At 70.8% G+C, this 25,882-nt stretch carries 26 protein-coding genes and 1 pseudogene; 14 read left to right on the top strand and 13 right to left on the bottom strand.

Translation table 11 applies throughout. From position 1 onward, the window contains the following. Nucleotides 1–93: 93 nt before the first annotated feature. A complete protein-coding gene (locus QF035_RS36695; RefSeq protein WP_269653996.1) occupies nt 94–420 on the bottom strand; it encodes a nuclear transport factor 2 family protein in 327 nt (108 codons plus the stop codon). Between the two features lie 188 nt (nt 421–608). On the opposite strand from QF035_RS36695, the gene QF035_RS36690 reads away from it, so the two are divergent. Both QF035_RS36690 and QF035_RS36685 read left to right on the top strand, forming a co-directional pair. Then, a complete protein-coding gene (locus QF035_RS36690) occupies nt 609–1,175 on the top strand; it encodes a DoxX family membrane protein (protein ID WP_307525133.1) in 567 nt (188 codons plus the stop codon). Between the two features lie 110 nt (nt 1,176–1,285). Beyond that, a complete protein-coding gene (locus QF035_RS36685) occupies nt 1,286–1,615 on the top strand; it encodes a MazG-like family protein (RefSeq protein WP_307525131.1) in 330 nt (109 codons plus the stop codon). Between the two features lie 62 nt (nt 1,616–1,677). Here QF035_RS36685 and QF035_RS36680 read toward each other — a convergent pair whose 3' ends face one another. Next, nucleotides 1,678–2,652 carry a helix-turn-helix transcriptional regulator gene (locus tag QF035_RS36680; RefSeq protein ID WP_307525129.1) on the bottom strand — a complete coding sequence of 325 codons (975 nt, stop codon included), beginning with the start codon at nt 2,650–2,652 and terminating at the stop codon, nt 1,678–1,680. A 173-nt stretch (nt 2,653–2,825) separates the two neighbouring features. Here QF035_RS36680 and QF035_RS36675 point away from each other — a divergent pair, with 173 nt between their 5' ends. Beyond that, a complete protein-coding gene (locus QF035_RS36675; protein WP_307531707.1) occupies nt 2,826–3,221 on the top strand; it encodes a RidA family protein in 396 nt (131 codons plus the stop codon). A 147-nt stretch (nt 3,222–3,368) separates the two neighbouring features. On the opposite strand, the gene QF035_RS36670 is transcribed toward QF035_RS36675, so the two are convergent. Further along, on the bottom strand, nt 3,369–3,884 hold the full coding sequence (locus QF035_RS36670) for a YceI family protein (RefSeq protein WP_307525128.1): 516 nt from the start codon (nt 3,882–3,884) through the stop codon (nt 3,369–3,371). A gap of 105 nt (nt 3,885–3,989) precedes the next feature. Here QF035_RS36670 and QF035_RS36665 point away from each other — a divergent pair, with 105 nt between their 5' ends. Beyond that, entirely contained in the window at nt 3,990–4,553 is a 564-nt protein-coding gene (locus QF035_RS36665; protein ID WP_307525126.1) for a MarR family winged helix-turn-helix transcriptional regulator, read from the top strand. Nucleotides 4,554–4,654: 101 nt separating this feature from the next. Here QF035_RS36665 and QF035_RS36660 read toward each other — a convergent pair whose 3' ends face one another. The 3 genes from QF035_RS36660 to QF035_RS36650 form a co-directional block, all read right to left on the bottom strand. Further along, a complete protein-coding gene (locus tag QF035_RS36660; protein ID WP_307525124.1) occupies nt 4,655–5,449 on the bottom strand; it encodes a maleylpyruvate isomerase family mycothiol-dependent enzyme in 795 nt (264 codons plus the stop codon). A 144-nt stretch (nt 5,450–5,593) separates the two neighbouring features. Continuing rightward, nucleotides 5,594–6,979, bottom strand: a complete 1,386-nt coding sequence (locus tag QF035_RS36655) for an SGNH/GDSL hydrolase family protein (RefSeq protein WP_307525122.1) — start codon at nt 6,977–6,979, stop codon at nt 5,594–5,596. Nucleotides 6,980–7,073: 94 nt separating this feature from the next. Further along, nucleotides 7,074–8,471 carry an extracellular catalytic domain type 1 short-chain-length polyhydroxyalkanoate depolymerase gene (locus tag QF035_RS36650; protein ID WP_307525120.1) on the bottom strand — a complete coding sequence of 466 codons (1,398 nt, stop codon included), beginning with the start codon at nt 8,469–8,471 and terminating at the stop codon, nt 7,074–7,076. 247 nt (nt 8,472–8,718) lie between these two features. Between QF035_RS36650 and QF035_RS36645 the strand changes: the two genes are divergently transcribed. After that, nucleotides 8,719–9,390, top strand: coding sequence for an enoyl-CoA hydratase-related protein (locus QF035_RS36645; RefSeq protein ID WP_307525118.1), 672 nt, complete (start codon nt 8,719–8,721; stop codon nt 9,388–9,390). A gap of 3 nt (nt 9,391–9,393) precedes the next feature. On the opposite strand, the gene QF035_RS36640 is transcribed toward QF035_RS36645, so the two are convergent. Both QF035_RS36640 and QF035_RS36635 read right to left on the bottom strand, forming a co-directional pair. Continuing rightward, nucleotides 9,394–10,161: an SDR family NAD(P)-dependent oxidoreductase gene (locus tag QF035_RS36640; RefSeq protein ID WP_307525116.1), complete on the bottom strand. Its 768-nt coding sequence runs from the start codon at nt 10,159–10,161 to the stop codon at nt 9,394–9,396. Further along, complete coding sequence (locus QF035_RS36635) at nt 10,158–11,021, bottom strand: alpha/beta hydrolase fold domain-containing protein (protein WP_307525114.1); 864 nt, start codon at nt 11,019–11,021, stop codon at nt 10,158–10,160. The genes QF035_RS36640 and QF035_RS36635 overlap by 4 nt, the downstream gene beginning before the upstream one ends. Between QF035_RS36635 and QF035_RS36630 the strand changes: the two are divergent. The 3 genes and pseudogenes from QF035_RS36630 to QF035_RS36620 all read left to right on the top strand — a co-directional run. Next, nucleotides 10,999–12,375: pseudogene (locus QF035_RS36630) on the top strand (MMPL family transporter); the annotation flags it as partial. The gene QF035_RS36635 and the pseudogene QF035_RS36630 sit on opposite strands and share 23 nt — an antisense overlap. Nucleotides 12,376–12,641: 266 nt before the next feature. After that, nucleotides 12,642–13,985 (top strand): sensor histidine kinase, encoded by a 1,344-nt coding sequence (locus tag QF035_RS36625; protein WP_307525112.1) that lies wholly within the window; start codon nt 12,642–12,644, stop codon nt 13,983–13,985. Next, nucleotides 13,982–14,638: a response regulator gene (locus QF035_RS36620; protein ID WP_307525111.1), complete on the top strand. Its 657-nt coding sequence runs from the start codon at nt 13,982–13,984 to the stop codon at nt 14,636–14,638. Before QF035_RS36625 ends, QF035_RS36620 begins: the two co-directional genes overlap by 4 nt. A gap of 15 nt (nt 14,639–14,653) precedes the next feature. On the opposite strand, the gene QF035_RS36615 is transcribed toward QF035_RS36620, so the two are convergent. Both QF035_RS36615 and QF035_RS36610 read right to left on the bottom strand, forming a co-directional pair. Next, complete coding sequence (locus QF035_RS36615; RefSeq protein WP_307525110.1) at nt 14,654–15,196, bottom strand: flavin reductase family protein; 543 nt, start codon at nt 15,194–15,196, stop codon at nt 14,654–14,656. Beyond that, the gene (locus QF035_RS36610; RefSeq protein ID WP_307525109.1) at nt 15,193–16,191 is read right to left on the bottom strand and encodes a beta-ketoacyl-ACP synthase 3; all 999 of its coding nucleotides are present in this window, start codon (nt 16,189–16,191) and stop codon (nt 15,193–15,195) included. Before QF035_RS36610 ends, QF035_RS36615 begins: the two co-directional genes overlap by 4 nt. A gap of 621 nt (nt 16,192–16,812) precedes the next feature. Here QF035_RS36610 and QF035_RS36605 point away from each other — a divergent pair. After that, nucleotides 16,813–17,418, top strand: a complete 606-nt coding sequence (locus QF035_RS36605; RefSeq protein ID WP_307525107.1) for a response regulator transcription factor — start codon at nt 16,813–16,815, stop codon at nt 17,416–17,418. Nucleotides 17,419–17,429: 11 nt separating this feature from the next. Here the strand turns inward: QF035_RS36605 and QF035_RS36600 are convergent, their stop codons facing one another. Both QF035_RS36600 and QF035_RS36595 read right to left on the bottom strand, forming a co-directional pair. Beyond that, a complete protein-coding gene (locus QF035_RS36600) occupies nt 17,430–18,680 on the bottom strand; it encodes a sensor histidine kinase (protein ID WP_307525105.1) in 1,251 nt (416 codons plus the stop codon). A 149-nt stretch (nt 18,681–18,829) separates the two neighbouring features. Next, nucleotides 18,830–19,330, bottom strand: coding sequence for a MarR family winged helix-turn-helix transcriptional regulator (locus QF035_RS36595; protein WP_307525103.1), 501 nt, complete (start codon nt 19,328–19,330; stop codon nt 18,830–18,832). A 90-nt stretch (nt 19,331–19,420) separates the two neighbouring features. On the opposite strand from QF035_RS36595, the gene QF035_RS36590 reads away from it, so the two are divergent. From QF035_RS36590 to QF035_RS36580, 3 genes are all read left to right on the top strand, one after another. Continuing rightward, complete coding sequence (locus tag QF035_RS36590; RefSeq protein ID WP_307525101.1) at nt 19,421–20,956, top strand: MFS transporter; 1,536 nt, start codon at nt 19,421–19,423, stop codon at nt 20,954–20,956. Nucleotides 20,957–21,158: 202 nt separating this feature from the next. Next, complete coding sequence (locus tag QF035_RS36585; RefSeq protein ID WP_307525099.1) at nt 21,159–21,716, top strand: hypothetical protein; 558 nt, start codon at nt 21,159–21,161, stop codon at nt 21,714–21,716. A 349-nt stretch (nt 21,717–22,065) separates the two neighbouring features. Further along, on the top strand, nt 22,066–22,881 hold the full coding sequence (locus QF035_RS36580) for an AfsR/SARP family transcriptional regulator (protein WP_189838192.1): 816 nt from the start codon (nt 22,066–22,068) through the stop codon (nt 22,879–22,881). Nucleotides 22,882–23,005: 124 nt separating this feature from the next. On the opposite strand, the gene QF035_RS36575 is transcribed toward QF035_RS36580, so the two are convergent. Beyond that, the gene (locus tag QF035_RS36575; RefSeq protein WP_307525096.1) at nt 23,006–24,064 is read right to left on the bottom strand and encodes a DUF6081 family protein; all 1,059 of its coding nucleotides are present in this window, start codon (nt 24,062–24,064) and stop codon (nt 23,006–23,008) included. Between the two features lie 190 nt (nt 24,065–24,254). Between QF035_RS36575 and QF035_RS36570 the strand changes: the two genes are divergently transcribed. Continuing rightward, nucleotides 24,255–25,175 carry a pseudouridine-5'-phosphate glycosidase gene (locus QF035_RS36570; RefSeq protein ID WP_307525095.1) on the top strand — a complete coding sequence of 307 codons (921 nt, stop codon included), beginning with the start codon at nt 24,255–24,257 and terminating at the stop codon, nt 25,173–25,175. Beyond that, nucleotides 25,172–25,855 (top strand): HAD family hydrolase, encoded by a 684-nt coding sequence (locus tag QF035_RS36565; RefSeq protein ID WP_307525093.1) that lies wholly within the window; start codon nt 25,172–25,174, stop codon nt 25,853–25,855. The genes QF035_RS36570 and QF035_RS36565 overlap by 4 nt, the downstream gene beginning before the upstream one ends. Nucleotides 25,856–25,882: the final 27 nt, after the last annotated feature.

Raw genomic sequence — 25,882 nt, 5'->3', positions numbered from 1 at the left:
AGTTGGAGTGCGGGCGAAGGCAAGACCGCGAGGGCAGGACTGTGGGGGCAGGACTGTGGGGGCAGGACCGTGACGGCGAAATCGCGGCGGTCGTTACGCCTGGCCGGTCTCGAAGCGGGAGACCTTGCCGCCGTCGTCGACGGTGAAGCTCCACCGCGTCCTCATCTCGCCCCAGGCGTCGTTGCTGTAGCGGGCGAGGAGGGCGAGGCCGCCGTCCGACTCGTTGTCGACCTCCATATGGCCGTGGGAGTCGAAGATCTCCCGCTCGGTCCACTCGTCGAGGTCACGGTCCGAACCGTCGTCGGACATGGTCGCGCCGGGCGCGAGGACGGCCCGGAAGGCGTCCCGGTCATGGGCGTTCACGGCGCTGACGAACTCCCGGACGGCCGGGTTGCTCAGCTTGGCTACCTGAATCGTCATGGACGTCAGACTCACACCGCCCGGCCGCCCCCGCCACCCGAACGGCGGCGCGGACCGGGACCCGGGCGGCCGTTCGGTGCGACGGTGGGCAGGCGGCGTACGAGACAGAAGGGGCCGTTCGCGTGAGAACGGCCGCCTGGGACACCGGCTGGGACATCGGCCGAGACATCCGAGGAGTGACGAGAACCGTGACCTCTTTCGACCGACGCGACCTGGGACTGCTGCTGCTCCGCCTCGGCACGGGCGGGGTGCTCGCGGCGCACGGGACGCAGAAGCTCTTCGGCTGGTTCGGCGGAGGCGGGGTCTCCGAGACCGGCCAGTTCATGGAGTCCGTGGGATACGCGCCCGGCCGGGCGAGCGCGGCCGCGGCGGGCCTCGCGGAGGCGGGCGGCGGCACGCTCCTCGCGCTGGGCCTCGCGACCCCGGCGGCCGGCGCCGCCGCGGCCGGTGCGATGGCGGGCGCGTCGGCGGTGCACGCCCCGAACGGCTTCTTCAACCAGAGCGGCGGCTACGAGCATGCCGCGTCCCTCGGGCTCGCGGCGGCGGGGCTCGCCGTCACGGGCCCCGGCCGGCTCTCCCTGGACCACGCCCTCGGCCACGCGGTCGACCGCGGCTGGATGGTGCCGGTCGCCCTCGCGGGCACGGCGGCGGCGACCCTGGCCGTGGTGGGGCTCCGCAACAAGCGGCTGCGGAGCGAGAAGGAGGGCGAGCAGGGGGAGTTGTTCGACGAGGAGAGCATGTCGTACAGCGGCTAGAACAGCTTGAGGGCGCTCGGGACGGCTTGAGGCTGCTTGGGATCGCTTGAGACAGGGGTGGTCACCGGCACCCGCCCCGGTGCCGTCCGGCTCGTGACAGGCTGATCGTCATGAGCGACGACGATCTCTGGGAGTCCATCGACCGCCTCCAGGACCGGCTGGCGAGCGCCCAGCCGGAGCGGCCGCCCCAAGAGGCCCTGCTCCTGCGGATGTTGAAGCTCTCGGAGGAGGTCGGCGAGGTCGCCGAGGCGGTGATCGGCGCCACCGGGCAGAACCCGCGCAAGGGCATGTCCCACACCTGGGACGACGTCCAGTCCGAGCTGTGCGACGTGATCATCACGGCCGCGGTGGCCCTGCGGACACTGACGCCGGAGACTCGCGAGGTGTTCGCCGCGCACCTGGCGCGCGTGACGGACCGCCCGCTCGACCCGGGGCAGTAGGGCTCCACGCGGGAAATTCCGCGCGGGAAATGTCGTATCGAACCTGCGGGTCGACGCCAGGCTCAGGACGAGTCTCCGTAGCGGGCGGCGATCGCGGCGGCGCGGTCGCGCAGGGTGGTGCGCAACGACTGCGGGGTCAGGGCCTCCGCGTCCGTGCCTAGCTGCCACAGCGCCCATTCGGCGTGGCGGGAGTCCTGGAAGGTCACCTCCAGCCGCAGCCGGCCGTCCGCGTCGGGCTCTTCCGCGCGGACGGCCAGCGCGGTGTCCAGCAGGTCCTCCCGCCGCGCCGGATTCACCCGTACCAGCACGGTGAGGTGGTCGCCGCCGGAGAGGAACTCCGCGGACCGTTCCCGCCAGATCCGGTCCAGATCGACCCGGTTCGGCCGCTGTGCCGGTTCGGGGAGTTCCTCGGCGGCCAGCACTCGCGAGAGCCGGTACGTGCGGTCCGCACCGGCTCTCGTGGCCAGCAGGTAGGCCCGGTCGCGTGCGGTGACCAGGCCGATCGGGTCCACCGTGCGCCACCGCGGTGCCTGGCCCGTGGCCGCGTAGTGGATACGCAGCTTGTGTCCGGCGAGCACAGCGCGCCGGACCTCGATCATGGTGGTCCCGGACACCTCCTCGGTGACCAGCCTGCGGGAGAGCAGGTCGGTCTCCGGCTCGACGAGAAATCGCTGGGCAGCGTCGCTCGCGGTGGCCCGGTGGCTCTCGGGCAGCGCGTCGACCACCTTCCGCATGGCCGAAGCGAGCGCCGCGCCGAGGCCGAACGCCTGCTCGCCGCGCCCCGATCCGGCGGTCAGCAGGGCGAGGGCCTCCTCGTGGTTCAGCCCGGTGAGCTCGGTCCGGAAGCCGGGCAGCAGCGCGAACCCGCCGTGCCTGCCGCGTTCGGCGTAGACCGGGACGCCGGCCGCGGACAGTGCCTCGATGTCGCGCAGCACGGTGCGGGTGGACACCTCCAGCTCGCGGGCCAGCGTGTCCGCGGTCAGCCGGCCGCGCTGCCGCAGCAGCAACACCAGGGAAACCAGCCGGTCGGCGCGCATACGAGAACGCTACCGAATAGGCGACCGAATACATGACTGAGGATGTCGTGTTTTGTTGCGAGGCTCGTCCACACGACGTCGAGAACACGGCGCCGAGGCCTTCGGCCACCGAGCCGATGGCCGTACGTACTCCCCATGAATCGAATGGAGCCGACGTGGCAGCTGATGTGACAGTGGAACGAACGGCGGTCAACCCGGTGACGTGGTCGGCTGAGCTGGGATTCAACCAGGGTGAGGTCGTCTCCGGGCACACCCGGACCCTCTACATCTCCGGACAGACCGCGATGAGCGGCGACGGCAAGCCCGAGCACGACGGTGACATGGCGGCGCAGTTGGCGCTGAGCGTCGACAACCTGGAGGCCGTTCTCGGCGAGGCCGGCATGTCGCTCGCGAACCTCGTCCGGCTCAACGTCTACACGACCGACGTCGATCTGCTCTTCCGGCACTACGGCGTTCTGGCCGCGCGGTTGGGCGCCGCCGGGGTGGCACCGACCACCACGATGCTCGGGGTGACACGGCTGGCGATCCCCGGCCAGCTGGTCGAGCTCGAAGGGACCGCCGTCGCGTGATGCACCCGGCAGCCCGGCCGACGCGCCGGCCGACGCATGCCGGGCCTCTCACGCCGTCGGTCGGTCGAGGCTCCCGCGGGGTCCCCAGGGCCGCCACTTCAACGTGCCGGTTCAAGTGACCGGCCCGCCCCGCGAGCCCCGTTCCTCCTACGCGGACGTGCGCGTGAAGGCGAGCGTCGCCGTGACGGTGGTCAGGCCGCGGATCATGCCCATCTGGTTCCAGCCCATGCCGAACTGCTCCCGGTCCACGGTGAATTCCGCGGTGAGTGTGACCTCGGAGGCGGTCGCGCCGGTGACGCGGGCGGTGACGGTCTGCGGGCGGCTGATGCCACGGGCGGTCAGCTGACCGGATATCTCGACGGTGTCGTCCTGGCGGACCGTGGCGTTGCGGACGGCGAAGACGAGGGAGGGGTGCCGGTCGGCGTCGAAGAAGTCGCCGCCGCGCAGGTGCTCGTCGCGCTTGCGGTTCTTGGTGTCGAGAGACGCGGCGTCCAGAGTGATCGTGCCGCGGGCGGTGCCGTCGGGCTGGACCTCGCCCTCGCCGGTGACGCCGCCGAAGGTGCCCTTCACGGTGACCATGCCCCACATCGTCTTGTGCTTGATGGCGACGGTGGTGCGGGCGGGGTCGAGCTGCCACAGCCCTGTTTCTACGGCGACGGTCATGGGACTTCTCCTGACGGTTTCGAACGGTCGACTCAGTAATCCAAATTTGGATGACCCCACGCTAGCCGATTATCCAAAATTGAACAACGGGTAGACTTGGGGACTATGGCCGACCCCTCCTCCCCCGCCGACCAGCCCGAACGCAAGCCGACGGGCGGAGACGGGCTGCCGACGGACTGCGACGGGCTGCCGGCGGGCGACGCCGGGCTGCTGCCGGCCGAGTTGCGCGCCTGGATGCGCCTGCTGGCCGCGGCCGGGGCGATCGAGCAGTTGCTGCGTTCACGGGTCAAGGACGCCATGGGGATCTCGCACGACGAGTTCCTGGTGCTGTGCCTGCTGGCCGACCAGCCCGGCTCCAGCCTGCGGATGACCCGGATCGCGGAGTTGCTGGGGCGCCCGAAGACGCGGCTGACCTATCAGGTCGCCTGCTTGCAGCACGCGGGGCTGATCAGCAAGAACTCGGCGTGCGGCGACCGGCGCGGTATCGAGGTGACCCTCACGGACAAGGCCCGCCGCCTGCTGAGCGAGTCCTCGCGCCTCCTCGCCGACGCCGTCTCCGAGGCCATCGCCCAGACGGCCTGCGCCCAGCGGTACGCGCAACTGCACGACCTGCTGCCGGAGCCACATGTCCCGGCGACCGAGGGGCACGGCACCGAGAAGCCGCAGTAGCCCCAGCAGTCGCAGCAGTCGCAGCAGTCAAACAATGAGGGGCTGTGGTGCGGGGTCACCCCCGCACCACAGCCCCTCACCCTCCTTCGCGTACGTACCGGCTAGAAGCCGGGAAACACCTTGCGCAGGTCGTCCAGAGTCAGGCCGTCCCCGGTGAGGGTCACGCCCTTGGGTGTGTTCGCGGGCGCGTGGCGGCCCGTGACGAGCCGGATCCACCACTCCGCGGGCGTGCTGAGTACGGCGTCGGGCTCGGCCGGTTCGTCGGTGAGCGCGACCGCGTCGCCCAGGTCCAGCCCGAACGAGCGCTCGGGGGACGTGGTGCGGACGGCGACGCGGACGTGCCGGCCATCGAGGGCGTCGGCCTTGCCGACGAAGCCTATGAGCATGCCGACCTGGTCGAGGAGCGGCTCGGTCGCCGCCCGTGCCAGGCCGACGGTCCGGTCGAAGGCGACCTCCACGTCCCAGGAGTGGTTGGCGAACTCACTGAGCCGCATGCTCGCGGCGGTGGCCACGTCCACGGGCGCGGGCAGGAACCCGAGGTCGATCCGCAGGTCCTGCCGCGTCTGCGCGTCGAGGTCCTCATAGGCGCGCACCAGCGCCTCGTCGGAGGCGACGAACCCCTCGGCCTGCTCGGCCGGGGACATCGCGTCCCACCGGGCCCACACGGACTTGTTGAAGTCCATGTCCTTCGGCCCGGCGCCACTCACCGCACCCTCCAGGACGGCCAGACCTATCTCCGCGCCGCTGCCGAGGTGGCTGAGCACCTGGGCGACGGTCCACTCCGATGCCCCGGAAGGCCGGTCGAGGTCCCCGGCTGCGAGGCCGTGCACGACGGTGGTGAGGTAGTCGTGTCCGCTGCGCAGAGCGTCGATGATCTGGTCGGCACGCTCGGTCATGTGTCTCAACTCCGAGGAGATGTGGGTGTGTTGGCGGCCCGGTTCGAGCCACACTCCGTACGGGCCGGCCTGACGCGTCTTCGACTCGCCACGTCATTAACTTGAACCTTCAACCAGGACCGTAAGTCATTCCGCTCGAACCCGTCAACCGACATCGAGCCTCGCGGGCGCCCGCCGGAAGAGCCGCGGCGGGACGGCCTCGGCCAGTGTCCGGTAGCCCGCCGGGTTGAGGTGCAGCCAGTCCCCGTCGTGCAGGGTGGGGAGCAGTCGGCGCGGGTCCTGCGGGTCACGGACGGCACGGTCGAAGTCGATGACCGCGTCGAACGTCCCGCTCGTACGGATCCAGGAGTTGACCGCCTGCCGGGCCGACTCACGGTGCCCGTCGGGGTCGTCGTACATGGTGTTGCCGCCGAACGGCGTCAGCGTGGCCCCGTACACCCGGATGCCCTGCGCGTGTGCGCGGACCACGATCTGCTCGTACGCGGCGGTCAGTTCGGCGGTGACGCCCCGCTGGGCGGCCGGGGTGGCCGCGGCGGTGCCGAGGTCGTTGACCCCCTCGAAGACGACCAGCCAGGAGACGCCGCTGCGGGACAGGACGTCGCGGTCGAGGCGGGCGAGGACGTTGGGGCCGAGACCGTCGTTGAGGACGCGGTTGCCGCCGGCGGCCTGGTTGAGGACCGCGACGTCCGAGGTCACGGCCCGGGCGTGCAGCCGGTCCAGGAACTGGTCGGGCCAGCGGTTGTTCCCGTTGGTGGTGGAACCCCGGCCGTCGGTCAGGGAGTCGCCCAGGACGGCGACGGCCGCCGTGCCGCGCCCGGAGAGCACCTCGACATCGCTGAGCAGATACCAGTGGTTGACCGGGGTCGCCTCCGGCAGGTCCAAGTCCCTTGTGCGGTCGGCCTTCTGGAGGTACGAGGTGGTGCGCGATCCCGGGTGCGAGGTGAGCGCGAGGGAGGGCTGGCCCTCGGCCAGGTAGGCCGTCACGGTCAGGTTCGAGCCCGGCCGGAGGTCGAAGTCCAGTGTGTCCGAGACGACTTGGGCTCCGGCGGGCACGGTCGCGGAGCCGCGCCCGCCGAAGGTCACCCCCCGCAGGGTGCCGGGCTCGACCGCGGCGACCCCGGCCCGTCCGTCGAGCGGGAGCGCCACGGTCACCGCCGTGAGCGGCAGCGCGGTGTTACCGAAGGCGTTGGAGAACCGCAGCCGCACACGCTCACCCCCGGTCGAGACACGCACGGTCTGCCGCAGTGTCGTGTCGGCCAGAACGGCACGGTCCTCGGTGAACGGCGGGGGCGGCATGTTGCCCGGCTCGGTGAGCTGCGGCATCGCGGTCCAGGTGTTGACCCAGTGCCGGGCGGCGGACGACTCGGTCGGACGGCCGGTGTCCCCTTCCCCACCCCGACCCCCCTTGGCCAGGGCCACCAGCGCGGACGAGGTCACGACGAGGGCGAGGATGAGGACGAGGGGGGTGAGCAGACGAGCGATCAGGTGGGCGAACGGGGCTCTTCCGGGCGTGGACGGCTTCGCGGGCATGGTGAACTCCTCCGGAGCGACGGACGGGGTTCCTGGCGGCCGAAGGCACACTCCGGCCGCCAGGATGTGACGGAGCACAGTTACTGACGATCCATCAACTCGTAGTGCATGCCGTCCCGTTGAGGGTGAACGTGGTCGGAGGCCCGCTGTTTCCGCCGTGATTCGCCTGATAGCCGATGCCGACGCTCGCGTTCGGCGCGATCGTGCCGTTGTACGTGGCATTGGTGGCGGTGACCGCCCCGCCAGCCGGGGCGTACGTGGCGCCCCAGCCGTTGGTGATGGCCTGCCCGGACGGCAGGGTGAAGGCCAGTTTCCAGCCGTCGATGCGGGCGGTGCCGGTGTTGGTGATCGTCACGGAGCCGGTCAGTCCCGTACTCCACGCGTTGGTCGTGACGGTCACCCTGCAGGCGCCGGGCTGGGGTTGGGGCCCGGGGTCCGAGGTGTCCAGGCCGAAGAACGTGAGCACCCGGGCCGCCATGCCGTACGCGTACAGGTTGTGGCCGACGCCCTGGAGGCTGATGGCCTCGACGGGAGCCCGGTCACCGGTGGAGCCGTACCGGGTGCGGGTCCAGCCGGACTGGGGCGAGTCCGTGGCGGCCGGAGCCTGACTCACACCCAGCACATTGGTCCACTGCTTTATCTCCTCCCCGAAGTTGGGGTAGCGCAGGACGTCGTCCTCGGTGCCGTGCCACACCTGCATCCGTGGCCGGGGACCGGTGTAGCCCGGGTAGGCGGTGCGGACGAGGTTGCCCCACTCCTGCGGGGTGTGGATCACCGTGCCGCCGGAGCACGCGCTGTTCCACTCGGAGCCGTCGGTGGTGGCGAAGCAGCCGAACGGCACACCCGAGAACGCGGCGCCGGCCGCGAACACGTCGGGGTAGTCGCCCAGCAGGACGTTCGTCATCATCGCGCCGGAGGAGATGCCGGTGGCGAAGATCCGGCTGGTGTCCGCGGAGTACGTACGCGTCACCCAGTCGACCATCGACTTGATGCCGACGGGGTCGCTGCCGCCGCCCCGCTTCAGCGCCTGCGGCGAGGACACGTCGAAGCACTTGCTGGCGCGGGTGACGGACGGGTAGACGACGATGAACCCGTAGCGGTCGGCGAGCGAGGCGTACTCGGTTCCGGAGTACATCGCCGGGCCGGATCCCGTGCAGTAGTGGACGGCCACCACGACCGCGGGGTTCACGGTGACGCTGTCCGGCACGTACAGGTACATCTGCAGGTTGCTGGGGTTGGTGCCGAAGTCGGTGACCTCGGTGAGTGCGGCGGCGGGCGCGACGGTCGGTGCCGCGGGGGGTGCGGCAGTCGGTACCGCGGCGGGTGCGGCCGCGTGGGCCGCCGCCCCGGACGTGGTCGGCTCCGTGCGGGCCGCGGCCCCGGGTGCGCCGAGAAGCAGGGTCGCGAGCAGGGACACGAGCGCTCCGAAGAGCACTGCGAGCCCCGAACGCGACGGTCTCCTCACGGTGTTGCTGCTGCCAGTGGCGGACATGTCCGTCCCTTCCGGATCGCGGCTCGTGGGGAGGACGCGATGGAGTGGTGGCGTGATGGAGCGGCACCATGCGACGGGGCCGGTCGCATGGCATGGTCATGACTGTCGTGGAAGCGCTCCCACAACGGGAGACCGAAACCGGCCACTGCGTGACGTGCGGACCGCCGCGCGTTCCCCCTCGCGGACCGTTGCGCGTTCACCTTCACGGGCGTAAGTTACCGACAGGTAACATCATGAGGGAGTCAACATGCCCATGCTCGACCGCCAGGACGACGTCTTCGTACTCGACCTCGGGGACGGCGAGAACCGCTTCCACCCCGACTGGATCGTCTCGGTCAACTCCGCCCTGGACGAGGTCGAGAAGGCGGAGGGGCCGCGCGCCCTGGTGACCGCCGCGACCGGCAAGTTCTACTCCAGCGGCCTCGACCTGGACTGGCTGTTCGCGCACGCCGACCAGCAACAGGACTACGTCGCCGGCGTCCAGGAGCTGTTCGCGCGGATGCTGTCCCTGCCCGTGATCACGGTGGCCGCCCTCCAGGGGCACACCTTCGCGGCCGGCGCGATGTTCTCGCTGGCCCACGACTTCCGTGTGATGCGCGCCGACCGCGGCTTCTGGTGTCTGCCCGAGGCCGACATCAACATCCCCTTCACACCGGGCATGTCCGCGCTGATCCAGTCCCGGTTGACCCCGCAGACCGCGCACGAGGCCATGACCACGGCCCGCCGGTACGGGGGCGGGGACGCCCTCGCCGCCGCCCTCGTCGACCACGCGGTCGCCGAGGACGCCGTGCGCGCGACCGCCGTGGAACTCGCCCGGGCCCAGGTGGGCAAGGCCGGCCCGACCCTCGGCACCATCAAGTCCCGTATGTACGAGCCCGTCCTCACCACCCTGCGGAACCGGGACGACCCCCTCGGCTGAGCCTCAGACGGCGGCCCAGCCGTTGTCGACCGGCAGGATGACGCCGTTGATGTTGCTGGCGGCGTCCGAGGCGAGGAAGACGATGGCCGCCGCCTGCTCGTCGGCGTCCGCGGCACGGCCGACATTGCCCCGGTAGCCCATGATCACGGACGGACCGAGGGCATCCTGGTCCAACTGGACCTGGATGCCCGTCACCGTGCCGCCCGGGGCGATGGCATTGGTCCGTACGCCCTTGTCCCGGTACATCACGGCGAGCGACTTGGTCAGACCCGCGACGCCGTGCTTCGAGACGGTGTACGCGGCGCCGGCGGCACTGCCGCGCAGGGACGCCTCGGACGCGGTGAACACGATCGCGCCCTTGCCGTTCGCGAGGAGGTGGGGCAGCGCGGCGCGGGTGAGCAGGAACGGCGCGGTCAGATTGATCCGCAGGACGCGCTCCCACTCGTCGTCGTCCGTCTCCCCCGCGGCGGACATCCGGTCCATGATTCCGGCGTTGTTGACCAGTACGTCGATGCCGCCGAAGGTGTCCACGGCGGTGGCGACGACCTGGTCGACGATCCCCTGCTCGCCGAGGTCCCCGACCACGGTGACCGCGGTGCCGCCCGCCGCGACGATCTCCTCGGCGGCCTCCTTGGCACCGTCGGCGTCGAGGTCGGCGAGGACGACACGGGCGCCCTCCGCCGCGAAGCGCAGGGCGGCGGCGCGGCCGATGCCGGATCCGGCCCCGGTGACGACGACCGACTTGCCCGACAGGCCTGTGCTGGTGCTCATGGCTGGTTCTCCCTCGGGGTGTTCCCGGGCCCGGGGGTCGTGGCCCGGCGTACGTGCGCGGCGATCAGGGCGTACACGCCCCTGGCCGTTTCGGCGTCCTTCTGGTCGTAGCCGTGGTCGACTTCGGGGACGTCGTAGTGGTCGAGCAGCGCACCGGCCTCGCGCAGCCGCTCGGCGTACCGGACACCCTCCGCGCGCAGGAGGTCGTACTCCGCGGTGACGACGAAGGCCGGGGCGATGCCCGTGAGATCCGCGGTGTCCGACGGATGGGCGGGCGAGACCAGGGGGTCGGTGCGCCGCCGCGGGTCCGGCACGTACGCGGAGTCGAAGACGTCCGCCATCCAGGGGCGCAGCATCGGCTTGGCGATGGCGGCGTGCTTGTCGCGGGCGTCGGTCGCGAGGTCCAGGGGCGGGTAGTGGAGGACCTGGAGCGCGATGGACGGGGCGCCGTCGTGCCGGTCCTCCGGGGCTCGACGGGCCTCCAGGGCTTGGCGGGCCACCGCCGCCGCGAGGCCGCCGCCCGCGCTCTGGCCGCCCACCGTGAGCCGGTCGCCGTCCCAGCCGTGCTCGGCACCGTGCCCGGCGACCCATCGGACGATCTCGTACGCCTGATGGGGCGGGGCGGGAAACGGGTGCTGGGGTGCGACGACGTAGTCCACGTTGACCACCGCGACGCCCGCTTCCGCGGCGAGGAAACGGCACAGGGGGTCGTCGAGTTGGATCGGCGGGAGGACGTAGCCGCCGCCGTGGAAGTTGACGTGCACGGGTGGGGCCGGTTCCGGGGTCGAGCCGGAAGCGGTGTCGGTGGCTGCGTCCGTGCCGGGCAGGTAGACGACCGCACGGGCCGGACTCAGCGTCATCGGCATCAAGGTCCTCTCCGACATCGGTCTCGGCGCCGCGTTCGCGGTCGTCGTCGCCGTGGTCATCGCGCTCACCCTGCTGCCCGCGATGCTCGGTTTCGCCGGTACGCGGATCTCGGCCGGGAAGCTCAAGACCCGCCGTATGCGGGCGATCGAGCAGGGCGAGCGCGAGCCGATGGGTGTGCGCTGGTCACGGTTCGTCCTGCGCAACCCCGTGAAGGTCCTCGCAGTCTCGGTGGCCGGTCTGCTCCTGCTCGCCGTCCCGGCCCTGTCGCTGCAACTCGGTATGGCCGGCGACGAGGCGGCCACCCCCGGCAGCACCCAGCGCACCGCCTACGACACCATCACCGACGGCTTCGGTCCCGGCTACAACGGGCCGCTGACCGTGGTCGTCGACGCCCGCGGCAGCCACGACCCCAAGGCCGCCGCCCGGGACGCGGTCACCCTGCTCGGCGATCTGCCCGACGTCGCCTCCGTCACCCCCGCGACCTTCAACGCGACCGGTGACGTGGCCCTGATCCGTGCCGTCCCGGGCAGCTCCCCCACCAGCGAGGACACGGTCGGCCTCGTGTCCGACATCCGCGACCGGGCTGCCGCCCTGCACGACGACACCGGCGCCGAGCTGATGGTCACCGGCACCACCGCCCTCAACATCGACATCTCCGACAAGCTGAACGACGCCCTGATCCCGTACCTGTGCGTGGTCGTCGGCCTCGCGCTGATCCTGCTGATGCTGGTGTTCCGCTCGATCCTCGTCCCGCTCAAGGCCGCCGCGGGCTTCCTGCTCAGCGTCCTCGCCACGCTCGGTGTAGTCGTCGCCGTCTTCCAGTGGGGCTGGCTCGCGGACGTCTTCGGCGTCGACCAGACCGGCCCGATCGTGAGCGTGCTGCCGATCTTCATGGTCGGCGTGGTGTTCGGCCTCGCGATGGACTACCAGGTCTTCCTCGTCACCCGGATGCGGGAGGAGTACGTCCACGGGGCCGAGCCGCGGGAGGCGGTGATCGCCGGTTTCCGGCACGGGGCCCGCGTCGTCACGGCCGCCGCGGTCATCATGATCTCCGTGTTCGCCGGGTTCCTCTTCAGCGACACCGCGCTGATCAAGTCGATCGGCCTGGGCCTCGCCGCCGCCGTGTTCTTCGACGCCTTCGTCGTACGGATGACCATCGTCCCGGCGGTCATGGCCCTGCTCGGCCACCGGGCCTGGGCGCTGCCCGGCCGACTGGACCGGATACTGCCCAACGTGGACGTCGAGGGCGAGAAGCTGCGGCACCTGCTGGAGGCGGACGCCGAGAGGCCCGGGGGCGAGACCGAGGGCGAGGAGATCTCCGAGCCGGTCCGCACCGGCAAGGGCTGAACCGCCCGCACCGGCAAGGACCGCCGCCGAACCACCCACGTCGGCGAGAGCCGAGCCGGTCGCCACCGGCCGCGGCCCGGCTGTCCCCACCTGCCGCGACTCGGCTGTCCGCACCGGCCAGGGCCGAGCCCGTCGGCCGTACGATCCCAGCAGGGCGTACAGCGCGAACCGACCGCCCACCCGGCCCTACCCCCCTGGCCCCGCCCTCCGGTCCCACTCCCCCCGGGGACCGGCGGGCGGCCCCCGCAACGAGAGGCCGTCAGGACGTGACCGCACCAACCGCTCCCGGGCGCGGGACACGGGCTCCTTCCGTCGCGCCCGAGACCCTGCTGGACGGGTCGAACCGGACCTCGGACGTCGCGGTCATGAAGTGGCTCATCCGGACGCGGCATGCGGACCTGGCCCATCCGGGGGTCAGGCGCTGGGTGGTGCCGTTGTTCTGCGCCGGCCTCGGCATCCCGGCCGTGCGGGACGCGGGGAACGGCATCGGAGCCGCCGTACCGACCGTGCTGGCGCTGATCGTCGCGTTCTGTGTCCCACTGCTCTGGCGGCAGCAGCGGCCCGTGCTGGTCTTCGCCCTCACCTCCGCCGTCTCCGCGGTGGCCCTCGCCCTGGATGCCGACACGGGCGCGGAGGCCGCGCGGATCGTGGCACTGCTCAACGTGGGCCGCAGCGTCAGACCCGCCCAACTGACGGTCTGTCTGGCGATCGCCGTCGCGCAGACGACCGTGGCGGTCGTCGTCCGCGGCGCCGAACAGCCGAACGAGCAGTTCCTGCAGACTCCGGTGCTGGCGATCGTGCAGTCGGCCCTCGTGATGGCGGTCGCCGCGGCGGGTCTGGTCGGCCGGGTCGTGAACGCGTATATCAGAGCCCTGCACGAACGCGCCGTCCGCCTGGAGGTGGAGCGCGACCAGCGGGCCCGTCTCGCCGCCGCCGCCGAACGCGCCCGTGTCGCCCGGGAGATGCACGACATCCTCGGCCACACCCTCGCCGTGATCGTCGGCCTCGCGGGCGGCGCCGCCGGACTCACCGAGACGAAACCGAAGCGGGGCGCGGAGACCCTGCGCATCATCGCCGACAGCGGCCGCGGCGCCCTGGCCGAACTGCGCCGCCTGCTGGCCGTCATCGGCGAGGAACGCGACACCGAGGACGGCAGCCCCCTCGCCCCGCAGCCGGGCCTCGCCGACCTCGACCCCCTCCTCGAACGCGTCCGCGGCGCAGGACCCACCGTCACCGTGCACACCCAGGGCGCCCTCACAGACCTGGCCCCCGGCCTCCAACTGGCCGTCTACCGCGTAATCCAGGAGTCCCTGACCAACACCCTCAAACACGCGGCCTCCGATACGACGGTCCACGTCACCCTCACGACCGAAGACACGTCCGTACACGCGAAGGTCGAGGACGCCGGACCACCCAGCACCCCGCACTCCCCCGCCCCGCGGGACGAGGGCCGCGGCCTGGTGGGGATGCGCGAACGGGCGGCGCTGTACGGGGGAAGCGTCACCGCGGGCCCGAACTCCCAAGGCGGCTGGACGGTGGACGCCCACTTCCGGACCACCACCACACCGCCCCCGCCACACACCGCACCCACGGAGAAGCGTCCCGCATGACGACTGTCCTCATCGTCGACGACCAGGCCCTGCAACGCCTCGGCTTCAGCATGCTCCTGGAGCAGCACCCCGACCTGACCGTGGTCGGCGAGGCCACCCACGGCGCCGAGGCGGTCCGCCTGACGGCCGAACTGCGCCCCGACGTCGTCCTGATGGACGTCCGCATGCCGGGCATGGACGGCATCGAGGCCACCCGCCGCATCGTGGAGTCGGGCGGCCGCTCACGAGTCCTGGTCCTCACAACCTTCGACCTGGACGAATACGCGTACGCGGCCCTGCGCGCCGGAGCCAGCGGCTTCCTCCTCAAGGACGCCCTCCCCGACGAACTGACGGCGGGCATCCGGGCGGTGGCCTCCGGCGACGCGGTCATCGCCCCCGGCCTGACCCGCAAACTGATCGACGCCTTCTCCGCCCACCTCCCCGGCACCACCCCCGCCCAGGACCGCCAGCTCACCGCCCTCACAACCCGCGAACGCGAGGTGTTGACGGCCATCGCCACGGGCTGGTCCAACGCCGAGATCGCCGACCGCTTCTCCCTGGCCGAGTCCACCGTCAAATCCCATGTCAGCCACATCCTCGCGAAGATCGGGGCCCGGGACCGGGTCCAGGCGGTGATCTTCGCCTATGACATGGGGCTGGTGCGGCCGGCCTGAGCGGGCCCCCGCCGGTCAGGGACGCGGCAGGCGGGAGTGTTCGGGGCGGCGCAACTGCTGGAATGCCCGGTCGTGGTAGACCAGCGGTTCGCCCCGGCCGGGGAGGACATGGCGTACGGCGCCCACCAGGATGATGTGATCGCCCGCGGGGTGGCGGGCGTGTACGGCGCAGTCCAGGACCGCGAGCGCGCCCTCCACCGCCGGGAGCAGGCGGGGCGTGGTCACGGTGTCCTCGGCACGGAACTTGTCCGCTCCGGTGGTGGCGAAACGAGTGGCGAGGGCCCGCTGCTCCTGGCCCAGCAGACTGACCGCGAAACCCCGGCAGTCCATGAAGGCCTCGTAGGAACTGGAGGTCTCGGCGAGGCAGACCAGGACCAGCGCCGGATCCATGGAGACGGAACAGAACGAGGTCGCGGTGAATCCGTACGGACGGCCGTCGGCGTCCTCGGTGGTGACGACGACGACTCCGCCGGCGAGCTGCGCCATGGCCGCCCGGAACCCCTCACGGACCTGGGAGGGCTCGACGTCGGCGACGGCCCGCCGATCGGTGCGGTTCACGGCAGGACCACCACCTGGGAGGCGAAGTTGAGGCCGGCTCCGAAGCCCACGAGGAGCGCGGTGTCCCCGGTGGACGCCTCCTGGGAGGCGAGCAGCGCCTCGAGGGCGAGCGGTATGGACGCCGCCGACGTGTTCCCGGAGCGCACCACGTCGCGGGAGACGGCGGTGGCGCCGGTGAGTCCGAGCCGCTCGGTCATCAGCTCGATCATGCGGAGATTGGCCTGGTGGGGAACGAAGGCGCCGAGCTCGGCCGCCGTCAGCCCGGCCTCTCGGACCGTCCGGGCCAGGGCGGGGGCCACCTCGTCCATGGCCCAGCGGAAGACCCGGCGGCCGTCCATGCGCATCCATGGCCGTTCGGGGGCGGCCCCTTCGGCCGTGGCCCAGGGGGCGGTCATCCTCAGCGCGTCGCTGTGGGCGCCGTACGCGCGCCGTACGACCGGGCCGATCCCCGGTGTGTCGGAGTCGCCCACGACGACCGCGCCCGCGCCGTCCGCGAAGAGGAAGGAGATCGTACGGTCGGTGGGTTCCACGATGTCCGTCATGCGTTCGGCGCCGACGACCAGCACCCGGCGGGCACTGCCCGCGCGGACCGCGTCGGAGGCCATGGCCAGCGCATGGCAGAAGCCGGCGCAGGCGGCGGACAGATCGACGCCCGCGGCGGCGCCCGCGCCCAGCTCGTGTGCCACGCGCACGGCGAGCGGAGGGGTCTGCACCAGGTTGGACATGCTGGCCACCAGCACGAGATCGACTTCGGCGGGCGTGGTTCCGGCCTGTGCCAGGGCCTTCTCCGCCGCCGCGGAGGCCATCATCAGCAGGGTCTCGTCTTGGTCCGCGAAGCGGCGTTCGACGATGCCGCTGCGGGTCTCGATCCACTCCTCGGTGGAATCGATGAGCCGGCAGATCTCGGCGTTGCCGACCACCCGGCGCGGCCGGTAGCCGCCGATCCCGAGAAGCGCGCTGTGGCGGGTCCCGGCTGTCAGGACGGTCCGTGTCATCGCCCTCTCCTCCGTATCGGCTGCGGCATCCGTGAACGGATACGTTCTTCGCGCCCAGCGTCGACGGGGACGGTGGAGAAGCCCTTGAGCTCAGCTCAGGGCGCGGGTGACGGCGGTGGGCCGCGGCGGGCGGACGACTTCCGCGCAACTGCCCGTGCCGTGGCCTCTTTTCACCACGACTCACCCTTTTGGAACTCGGGAGGAATATCCGCCATTCACAAGAGAGTTCACACTACGATGATGGTGGCCGGATGCTGATGACCAGATGATCGATCCGCTTTCCGGACCGCGTTGATAGGTGAAGAGCGTCTGGAATCGATGGTGTTGGCACTCGTTCGACTTCGGGGGGTTCGCGTGCACGCCGAACAGGACACTCCCGTCATCGCGCCGTACGCCGGACCGGACGACGGCATGGCCCTTTCGCGCACGTCCCCGGGGTTTACCCGCGTGATCCCCGGCGGCCCGCGGGCCGGGAACCGCCGGCGGCTCCCGGCCCTCCGTACGGCGATCCGGCGCAACCGGGCCGTGGGCGACGAAGAAAGCGATTGTCGTCCCATTACCACCAACTCGAGCCGCTGACGAGTGAGTGAAAGCTGAACAATAAACTAGGGGGAACAGCTCGTGATACGGCTGATCATCGCCGAGGATGTACCCATGCTCCGCGGGGCGTTGGTGGCGTTGCTGGAACTGGAACAGGATCTCAGCGTCGTGGCGGAGGTGGGGAATGGGAACGACATTCTTCCCACCGCGCTGGAGCACCGGCCCGACATTGCCGTGATCGATGTCGACCTGCCCGGTACCGATGGACTGTCGGCCGCCGCGAAGCTCCGTTCCTGTCTCCCCTCCTGCCGGGTCCTCATCATCACGAGCCTCGGCAATCCGGCGGCGCTCCGGCGCGCACTCGCCGCCCAGGTGGACGGGTACGTGCTCAAGGACGCGCTGCCGAGCGAACTGGCCCAGGCGATACGCAAGGTGGCGGCGGGTCAGCGGGTCATCGATCCGCAACTCGCCCTGATGGCCTGGGACGGCCCGGCGCAGCAGCTGACCCCACGCGAGGTGGACGTACTGCGCCTGGCCGCCGCGGGCGAGGACGTGCGCGTCATCGCGAAGGAGCTGCACCTGAGTGTCGGCACGGTGCGCAACTACCTCACGACGATCGTCCACAAGCTCGGTGCCCGCAATCGGGTCGACGCGGTCCGGATCGCCAAGGACAACGGTGTCATCTGACCACCCGCATGTCAGCACGCATGGTGATGCGTGGGCTGCCGCCCGGGACGGGGCCGAGGTGCGGCGGGCCGGGCCGGCAGAACGGCGCGCAGATGGAACCAGCCCCACTCGGTGGTGACGGTCAGCCCTCCGCCGACGGCACCCAGCCGGTCGGCGAGATTGCCGAGGCCGCCGCTGCGGCGGCCGGCCCCGGTGTGTGGCACCCCGTCCTCGACGCCGTCGTTGGAGATCGCCAGCCAGAGCTGTCCGTCGGCCTCACCGAACTCGATGCGGCAGTGCCTCGCCGCGCTGTGGCGCAGCAGATTGGTGACGGCCTCCCGCAGCACTATGGCCAGGACCGAGCCGGTTCCCGGGTCGAGGTCACCGGGCTCGCCCTCGATCGAGGTCTCCACGTCCGCCGCGTTGAGCACTCCGGACACCGAACGCAGCTCCGCCGTGACGGACATGTTCCGGCAGCCGCGGGCGACGGCCCGGACGTCGGCCAGCGCCTGCCGTGCGATGTTCAGCGTCTCGACCAGTTCCTGCCGGGCGCGGTCGTCGTCGACTCCCACCTTCCGCAGCGTCAGTTCACTTTTCAGCGTGATGGCGGAGAGGCTGTAGCCGAGCAGGTCGTGCAGGTCGCGAGCGACGCGGAGCCGCTCCCCGGAGACCGCGGCCCAGGCCGTCCGGTGACGCAGCCGGTACTGCTCGACGACGATGTCGCTCAGCCGCGTCAGTCCGTAGACCATCAGCCCGATGACCACGGTGGCGAGCGTCAGATAGACCGACGGGACGAGGGCGAACGAGGCGAGGGCGAGTCCGAACACGGCGGCGGCGTTGAGGACGAAGAGGACCCAGGCGAGCACCGACCCCCGGAGCACGACCAGCACGGCCCCCGAGAGGAATCCGCCGAAGCCGCCCCACAGCACGCCGAACATGGGGAACGGGGCGTAGGCCAGTGCGGCCTGCGGGACGAGCGTCCAGGGGCCGACTTTGGCCCTGAGATGAACGGCATAGGGATTGCAGTGAAAGAGCTGCAGCCCGAAGAATGCGATCAGTATCAGCACGGCGCCCACGAGACTCAGTGATTCGTGGTGCCACTTCAGCAGATTCAGTATCGCCATCAGCGCGTAGCCCAACTGGACCGCGCAGGTGATGAACAGGGCCAGTCGCAGCCCGGTCGCGCCTAATTCCGCACCGATTCCCGATTCACGGCCATCGGAGTCGAATTCGTAGTCGTAGTGGTGGTCGTAGTCGTGAAGTCGATTCTCTGCGTAGACCACGTAGCTTTCCCCCTGCGCATACATGGACCGACCCCCGCAGTCGTTCACGAGGGCGTGCGAACAACCGTCACATCACGGAGTGGCCAGCCCGCCCTTCGGCGGGCCGTTCCCGCGAGAGGCACGCCACGGCGCGCGCCTGCGGACGTCGATCAGTCTGCGGTGGCAGCGACCGCCGGTCGCTCCTGCGCGCCCATGAGCTCCCGCTCGTACACGCGCAGGGTGTCGATGAAGGTCTGCCGTTCGGCCGGGCTCAGCGGTTCGAGCGCGACCCGCCAGGCGTTCACGCCGTTCTCCAGCCAGCTGCGCACCGCTTCCCGGTACGGCTGGGCGATGCTGACGATCTTGCGGCGCCGGTCGGCCTCGTCCTCCTTGCGGTCCACCACGCCGTACCGGTTCAGTTCCCCGACGAGCAGGCTGACCGTGGCCGGGACCAACTCCAGCCGGGTGGCCAGCTCGCTGACGGCGAGCGGCCCGTCGAAGAACAGATAGGCCAGCAGGGACAGGTGGCGCGGAGCGAGGTTGTACTCCTCCAACTGCTGAGGCACCGGCGTGCGTTTGGTGCGTGCGACGACACGCGGCATGAGGAGCAGGAGCGTCCGGACCCCGTTGTCGACGCTCAGCCCTGCCTCCTGCCGACCATCGCTTGACATGACACAGCCCCCGCAATAGCTTTGCTTTGAAAGCAAAACAGATTTGTCTTGCTCGCTTACTGCTCCCGAGCCTACCGGAAGGGCCGTCCCATGACGGTGGAACAACAAGCTGATACGGCGCCCCCCGCGCAGTACAGCCCGAAGCGCTGGGCGACGCTGGCCGTCACCCTGTTCGCGGTGTTCATGGACATGGTGGACAACACCGTGCTCAACGTGGCCCTGCCCGCCGTCCAGCAGGACCTGGACGCCTCGTCCGCCCAGCTGGAATGGTCGGTGGCCGGGTACACGCTGGCCTTCGCCGCCGCCATGATCACCGGCGCCCGCCTCGGCGACCAGCTCGGGCGCCGGCGGATCTACCTCATCGGCCTCGGCGCCTTCGTCGTCACCTCGGCGCTGGCTGGCGCGGCGGTCAACCCGGAGATGCTCATCGCCTCCCGGATCCTCCAGGGCGCCGCGGCCGCGCTGATGGTGCCGCAGGTCCTGGCGATGCTCCAGGTGGACTTCCCCAAGTCCGAGCGCCCCAAGGCGATGTCCATGTACGGCATGTCGCTGGCCGTGGGCGGCATCGGCGGCCCCCTGCTCGGCGGCGTCCTGCTGGAGGCCGACCTCTTCGGCCTGGGCTGGCGGCCGGTCTTCTACGTCAACGTTCCCGTCGGACTGGCCGCACTGGTCGCCGCCGCCGTCCTCACCCGTGAGTCGCGAGTGGAGACCCGGGAGAGCTTCGACATCCGCGGCACCCTGATCGCGACCGTCGGCCTGATCAGCCTGCTCTTCCCGCTCGTGCAGGGCCGCGAACTGGACTGGCCCTGGTGGACGTTCGCCCTGATGATCGCCTGCCCGGTGATCCTCTGGCTGTTCGTCCGCTACGAGTACCGGGTGATCGCCCGCGGCGAGTCACCGATCATCGACCCGGCACTGCTGCACCACCGCAGCTCGCTCGGCGGCCTGCTCGTCGCCATCCTGTTCTTCTGCGGGATGGCCTACCAACTGGTCCTCACGGTCCACCTCCAGACGGGCGAGGGGTACTCCCCCCTGCGCACCGCGGTGGCTCTGGTCACCTTCACCGTGGGCGTGGGCATCGGCTCGGCCGTGGCACCTCAACTGATGCCGCTCGGCCGCCGGGTGGTGCTCCTGGGCTGCGCGGTCATGGCCGTGGGCATGGGGGTCATCACCTGGACCGTCGACCACTGGTCCGGCTCGCTGGAGTGGTGGCACCTGGCACCCGGCATGATCGTCTCCGGCATCGGCCTCGCCATGGTCGCGGGGACGCTGCTCACCATCGTGCTGGCGCAGATGCCCAAGTCCGCCTCGGGCGCCGCGTCCTCGCTGATCAACACGGCCATCCAGATCGGCGTGGCCACCGGCGTCGCGATCGTGGGCACCGTCTACTTCACGCTGCTGGAGGACCGGCACACGCCCACCGACTCGGCGGTCGTCGGCCTGCTGACCGTCGTCGGCCTCTACACCCTGGCCGGACTGCTCGCCCTGGTGCTGCCGCCGGGCCGGGTCGACGTGAGCGATGTCGACGCGGACACCGATGCCGACTCCGACCACCACCACGCGACGGCCGCCGCCGGCACGGCCCTGCCCCCGGAGGCCGGGACGAAGGCGCGCGTCGCCCCCTGAGAGGGACCCCCGCCCTCACCAGGGGTGCCCCGCCGCGGTCGGTCGCGGCGGGGCACCGGCATGTCCGCCGCCGGATGCCCCGGACGCCCCGGACGCCCTCGACCGATCCTCGATCATCACGGACCACAGTGAGCGGCACAGGACCTTCGAAACCTTGGGGCCCTCAGAGGACCTCCAGGACCTTCAGGAAAGGAACGTGCCCATGCTCTCCATATCTTCGCGGCGCCTCGTCCGGGGCGGCCTCGGGACACTCGTCGGCGTGCTCGTGCTCCCGCTGATCGGCTCGGCGCCCGCCGGGGCCCAGCAGGACACGAGAGGATCGGCCAAGGCGGTCGCCATGACGGAACTCGACTTCCTGCTCGGCGACTACACCTGCGCGTACACCGACCTCACGCTCGAGGAGCCCACCACGGTCACCCTCAACTGGGACACCAAGAAGACCCTTGAGGGCAAGTTCTACGAGATGCACCTCAAGAGCCCCGCCTTCGAGGGGCGCTGGGTCTTCGGCCTGAACACGGTCGACAACCAGTACACCTCCTTCTACTGGGACACCTGGGGCAACACCGGGACCGCGTCCTCCCCCGGCTGGAAGCGCGGCATGCTGCGCTTCCAGGGTCCGTACGTCACGCCCGGCGGGCACGCCGACAGCAAGGACGAGTTCAGGGTGGTCAACAGCGACCGGTTCACCGACGACGCCTTCATCCGGTTCGAGGGTCAGCCGTGGAAACAGATCAGCCATGTGGACTGCCGCCGGTCCTGAACCGCGGGCGGCGCCCACGCCGGCCCCGAACCGAACCGAGCGCCGCACAAAGCCCCGCACCCGACTCCCGGGCCGGGGCTTTTACATTCCGGCCAACGGGTCGATAAATGCGCGTTACATAAGGTTGCCCGGCCCCACGGGGGTGTGCCAGAATTCACATCCCCTGGGTGTGTCGCCCGACGCGGCGTCACACAATATTGGCTTGTTCTCGCCCCACCTTTTCCTCCCCGTGCCGATCACCCCTGCCGGGTATGAGGAATTCATAGGCACAGCCATGGCGGATTCACTATGGCGATCCGAAGTCCTCTGCGAGGCTCCCAATTGGAATTTTCCGACAGGGGGCCTGGATATGGAAATCGAAGTTTTAGGACCGCTCGACATCCGTCTGGACGGCACATCGATCGTGCCGAGCGCGGGCAAGCCTCGGCAGATACTGGCACTCCTCGCTCTGCGAGCCGGACGGATCGTGCCCGTCCCGGTTCTCATGGAGGAGATCTGGGGTGACCGAATACCCCGGAGCGCGCAGACCACCTTGCAGACCTACATCCTTCAACTCCGCCGCAGGATCAGCGCAGCCCGGCCGGACGTCCGCCGACCGACCGCGAAGGACGTACTGTCCACCCGGTTCGGCGGATACCTGTTGTCCGAACCGGTGCTCAGCAGCGATGTCGGAACGTTCCAACGGCTCACGGCGGAAGGGAGCGCCGCACTGGAGAGGGGCGAGGCCGGCCTGGCCGCCGACGTGCTCGGCAGGGCCCTGAGCCTGTGGCACGGCTCGGCCCTCATCGACGTACCGACGGGGCATGTCCTGGACACCGAGATCCTCGGCATCGAGGAGGCCAGGGCGCGGGCGCTCGAACTGCGGATCGAAGCCGATCTGCGGCTCGGCAGGCACGCCGAACTCCTCGGCGAGCTGCGGATGCTGGTCGCCCAGCATCCGATGCACGAGAGCTTCCATGCGCAGCTGATGATCGCCCTGTGCCGTTCCGGGCACACCTGGCGGGCCCTGGACGTCTATCAGCAACTGCGCTCGGCGCTCGTCGGCGAGCTGGGCGTCGAACCGTCCGACCGGATACAGCGGCTGCACCAGCAGGTCCTGGGCGGAGGCCTGGACAAACCGCGAAGCACCTACGTGGAGCGCGATCTCGCCCTCGAACTGCGGTAACGCGCGGTTCGAAGCAGGGTGTTGAACCCTGCGCGCCGGTGGGAACCGGTCGCGCGCACGACGAGCGGGGCCGTCGCAGTACTGGACGGCCCCGCTCGTCGTGTCCCGTGATCCCCTCCCCCGGTCAGGGCCTGCGGATCACCTTCGTCCAGTCCGCCCTGATCTCGGAGCCCTGGCCGAAGAGCCGGTTCTCGACCTTGCTGTCGGGGTCGAAGAACTTCTGCTCCACCGGCTCACCGCGCCGCGGATCGAAGTAGAAGCCGTCCTTGTGCTTGAGCCGCACCAGCGCCCCGCCGTCGGCCGCGCCCGGCTTGGCCCCGTCCAGCAGACTGCCCAGCCCCATGCCGCAGGTGATCTGGTCGAGCTCGACCCGCTCCTCCGTGCCGCCGTGGTCGAGCGTCATGTACTTGCGGTCGAAGGCGCGCGTGCCGATCTTGTCGGTCTGGAGCTTCTGCCGGCCGTCCACGAACCAGGTCACCCGCTTGCCGCTCTGGTCCAGCCGGACCTCCAGCTCGTGCATCGCGCCCCGCGCCGTCTTGGCCAGCGGGATCGCGTAACCGTACGAGGCGTAGTCCTCCGTGTCGCTCGGCAGGCGCTCGTAGATGGCGTAGATGGTGTCGTTGGTCACCGAGAAGTCGGCGATCGCCCGGGACTCGAAGTCGGCGGTGATCAGCGCGATCGAGGCGAGCCGGATGTCGGACGCCGGATCCTTGACGGTGCTCCCGAACGGGTTCTCGGTGCCGAAGGTCCGGCCCGCCACCTTGTGCACACAGCTGATGGAACCGGTGTCCGGCACCTCGAAGCCCGGGACGTTCTCGGCGGTGAACCGGTTGGGGAAGGCGATCCACTTGATGTGGTCGTCCGAGTCCGCGCCGCCGTCCGGTCCGGTGCTGCGGGCGTAGGCCGGGTCGCCCGTCTTCGGGTTGACGCCGGTGGGCACCACGTTGAGCACCCCGCCCGGCGTGGTGACGACGGCGTCCCCGTTCGGCCACTCCGCGTCGCCCTGGAGCAGCCAGTTGCCGTTCTCACCGGTGGTGAAGCCGGTGCCGTACGTGTCCTGGAACAGGACGGTCCCGCCGCCCGACCCAGCCTGCGACGCCGTCGGCGCGGACTGCGCGGTCGCCGGCAGCAGCGCCACCACGGCCGCCGCGGCCACCACGGCGTACGCCACCTTGTGTCTCATCGTTCCCCTTGCCACAACTACCCCCTGTGTCAGCGGTTTCCGGTTCCGCGACCGTGCCGGAAGGCACCGGAGTTTCTCTTGAGGACCGCTGCGGCACGGGCTTCGACAGCTCCTCGACCGGGGCTCCAGCGGGGGCGGGGAGGGTGGCCCGGCGAGTCAGTTCCCGCACCTCAGGAAGGACACCCCGGACATGGAACGACAGCCCGACCAGCTGCTAGAGGTCAGCGACGAGATCGCCACCGCGCTCGCGGAACGGCGTCCGGTGGTGGCGCTGGAGTCCTCGCTCATCACCACCGACCCCTCGTCCGAGACCGCCTCACTGATCGAGAAGGCGGTACGGGGCGCCGGGGCCGTACCCGCCACCATCGGGATCGCCGGCGGGAAACTCGTCGTCGGTCTGACCGACTCCCTCATCGAACGCTTCGCCTCCACCAAGGGCATTCCGAAGATCAGCGCGCGGGACATCGGCGGCGCGCTGGCCGGCGGCGGCCTCGGGGCGACGACGGTGGCCGGCACCATCGTGATCGCCGAGCGGGCCGGCATCCAGGTCTTCACCACGGCGGGCATCGGCGGTGTGCACCGCCGGGGCGAGGACACCCTCGACATCTCCCCCGACCTGCTCCAGTTCCGCAAAACGAAGATGACCGTGGTCTCCGGCGGCGCGAAGAGCATCCTGGACCACCGGCTGACCGCCGAGTACCTGGAGACCGCCGGTGTCCCCGTGTACGGGTACCGCACCGACAGGCTCGCGGCCTTCGTGGTGCGCGAAGCCGATGTGCCCGTGACCCGCATGGACGATCTGCACACCGCCGCGCGCGCCGCCGAGGCGCACTGGCAGGTCAACGGACCCGGCACGGTGCTGCTCACCACTCCCATCGACGAGCAGGACGCGGTGGACGAGGCGATCGTCGAGGCCGCCATCACCGAAGCCCTCGCCCAGTGCGACCAGGAGGGCATCGTGGGCAACGCGGTCAGCCCGTATCTGATGAAGGCGCTCGCCAGGGCCTCCGGCGGCATGCTGCCCAAGGCCGGCCGCTCCCTGCTGCTCAGCACCGCCCGGGTCGCGGGAGAGTTCTCCACCGCCCTGAGCGCCGTACAGGCCGAGCGGTGAGCGGCGCCCCCGCCGCGGCGGGCCGTGGTGTGATCCTCGACCTCGACGGGACGCTCGCGGACACCCCCGCCGCCATCGCCACCATCACCGCCGAGGTCCTGGCGGCGATGGGCACGGCGGTGTCCCGAGGGGCGGTCCTCTCCACGGTCGGCCGCCCGCTGCCGGCCTCTCTCGCCGGGCTGCTGGGCGTTCCCGTGGAGGACCCACGGGTGGCCGAGGCGACCGAGGAGTACGGGCGGCGGTTCGGCGCCCATGTGCGGGCGGCCGGGCCGCGGTTGCTGTATCCCGGGGTCCTCGAAGGGCTGGACCGGCTGTCCGCCGCCGGTTTCCGGCTGGCCATGGCGACCTCGAAGGTCGAGAAGGCCGCGCGCGCCATCGCCGAACTCACCGGTCTGGACACCCGGCTGACGGTCATCGCGGGCGACGACAGTGTGGAGCGCGGCAAGCCGCACCCCGACATGGCCCTGCATGTCGCCCGGGGACTCGGGATCGCGCCGGAGCAGTGCGTGGTGATCGGAGACGGGGTGCCCGACGCCGAGATGGGGCGGGCCGCCGGCATGACGGTCATCGGGGTCTCGTACGGCGTGTCCGGCCCCGACGAACTGATGCGGGCGGGAGCGGACACGGTCGTGGACTCCTTCCCCGCGGCGGTCACCGCCGTACTGGACGGACACCCGTGAACGCGCCCCGCACTCCCCGCACCCCGC

The sequence above is a fragment of the Streptomyces umbrinus genome (assembly GCF_030817415.1).
GTDB classification, from domain to species: Bacteria; Actinomycetota; Actinomycetes; order Streptomycetales; family Streptomycetaceae; genus Streptomyces; species Streptomyces umbrinus_A.
Note: the sequence above shows the minus strand (reverse complement) of the source record. Positions and strands in the feature narration are given on the sequence as shown.

Coding starts and splice junctions, on each gene's coding strand:
- QF035_RS36695 (WP_269653996.1), bottom strand. CDS start 420: ATGACGATTCAGGTAGCCAAGCTGAGCAACCCGGCCGTCCGGGAGTTC.
- QF035_RS36685 (WP_307525131.1), top strand. CDS start 1,286: ATGAGCGACGACGATCTCTGGGAGTCCATCGACCGCCTCCAGGACCGG.
- QF035_RS36680 (WP_307525129.1), bottom strand. CDS start 2,652: ATGCGCGCCGACCGGCTGGTTTCCCTGGTGTTGCTGCTGCGGCAGCGC.
- QF035_RS36670 (WP_307525128.1), bottom strand. CDS start 3,884: ATGACCGTCGCCGTAGAAACAGGGCTGTGGCAGCTCGACCCCGCCCGC.
- QF035_RS36665 (WP_307525126.1), top strand. CDS start 3,990: ATGGCCGACCCCTCCTCCCCCGCCGACCAGCCCGAACGCAAGCCGACG.
- QF035_RS36660 (WP_307525124.1), bottom strand. CDS start 5,449: ATGACCGAGCGTGCCGACCAGATCATCGACGCTCTGCGCAGCGGACAC.
- QF035_RS36655 (WP_307525122.1), bottom strand. CDS start 6,979: ATGCCCGCGAAGCCGTCCACGCCCGGAAGAGCCCCGTTCGCCCACCTG.
- QF035_RS36650 (WP_307525120.1), bottom strand. CDS start 8,471: ATGTCCGCCACTGGCAGCAGCAACACCGTGAGGAGACCGTCGCGTTCG.
- QF035_RS36645 (WP_307525118.1), top strand. CDS start 8,719: ATGCCCATGCTCGACCGCCAGGACGACGTCTTCGTACTCGACCTCGGG.
- QF035_RS36640 (WP_307525116.1), bottom strand. CDS start 10,161: ATGAGCACCAGCACAGGCCTGTCGGGCAAGTCGGTCGTCGTCACCGGG.
- QF035_RS36635 (WP_307525114.1), bottom strand. CDS start 11,021: ATGACGCTGAGTCCGGCCCGTGCGGTCGTCTACCTGCCCGGCACGGAC.
- QF035_RS36620 (WP_307525111.1), top strand. CDS start 13,982: ATGACGACTGTCCTCATCGTCGACGACCAGGCCCTGCAACGCCTCGGC.
- QF035_RS36610 (WP_307525109.1), bottom strand. CDS start 16,191: ATGACACGGACCGTCCTGACAGCCGGGACCCGCCACAGCGCGCTTCTC.
- QF035_RS36595 (WP_307525103.1), bottom strand. CDS start 19,330: ATGTCAAGCGATGGTCGGCAGGAGGCAGGGCTGAGCGTCGACAACGGG.
- QF035_RS36590 (WP_307525101.1), top strand. CDS start 19,421: ATGACGGTGGAACAACAAGCTGATACGGCGCCCCCCGCGCAGTACAGC.
- QF035_RS36585 (WP_307525099.1), top strand. CDS start 21,159: ATGCTCTCCATATCTTCGCGGCGCCTCGTCCGGGGCGGCCTCGGGACA.
- QF035_RS36580 (WP_189838192.1), top strand. CDS start 22,066: ATGGAAATCGAAGTTTTAGGACCGCTCGACATCCGTCTGGACGGCACA.
- QF035_RS36575 (WP_307525096.1), bottom strand. CDS start 24,064: ATGAGACACAAGGTGGCGTACGCCGTGGTGGCCGCGGCGGCCGTGGTG.
- QF035_RS36570 (WP_307525095.1), top strand. CDS start 24,255: ATGGAACGACAGCCCGACCAGCTGCTAGAGGTCAGCGACGAGATCGCC.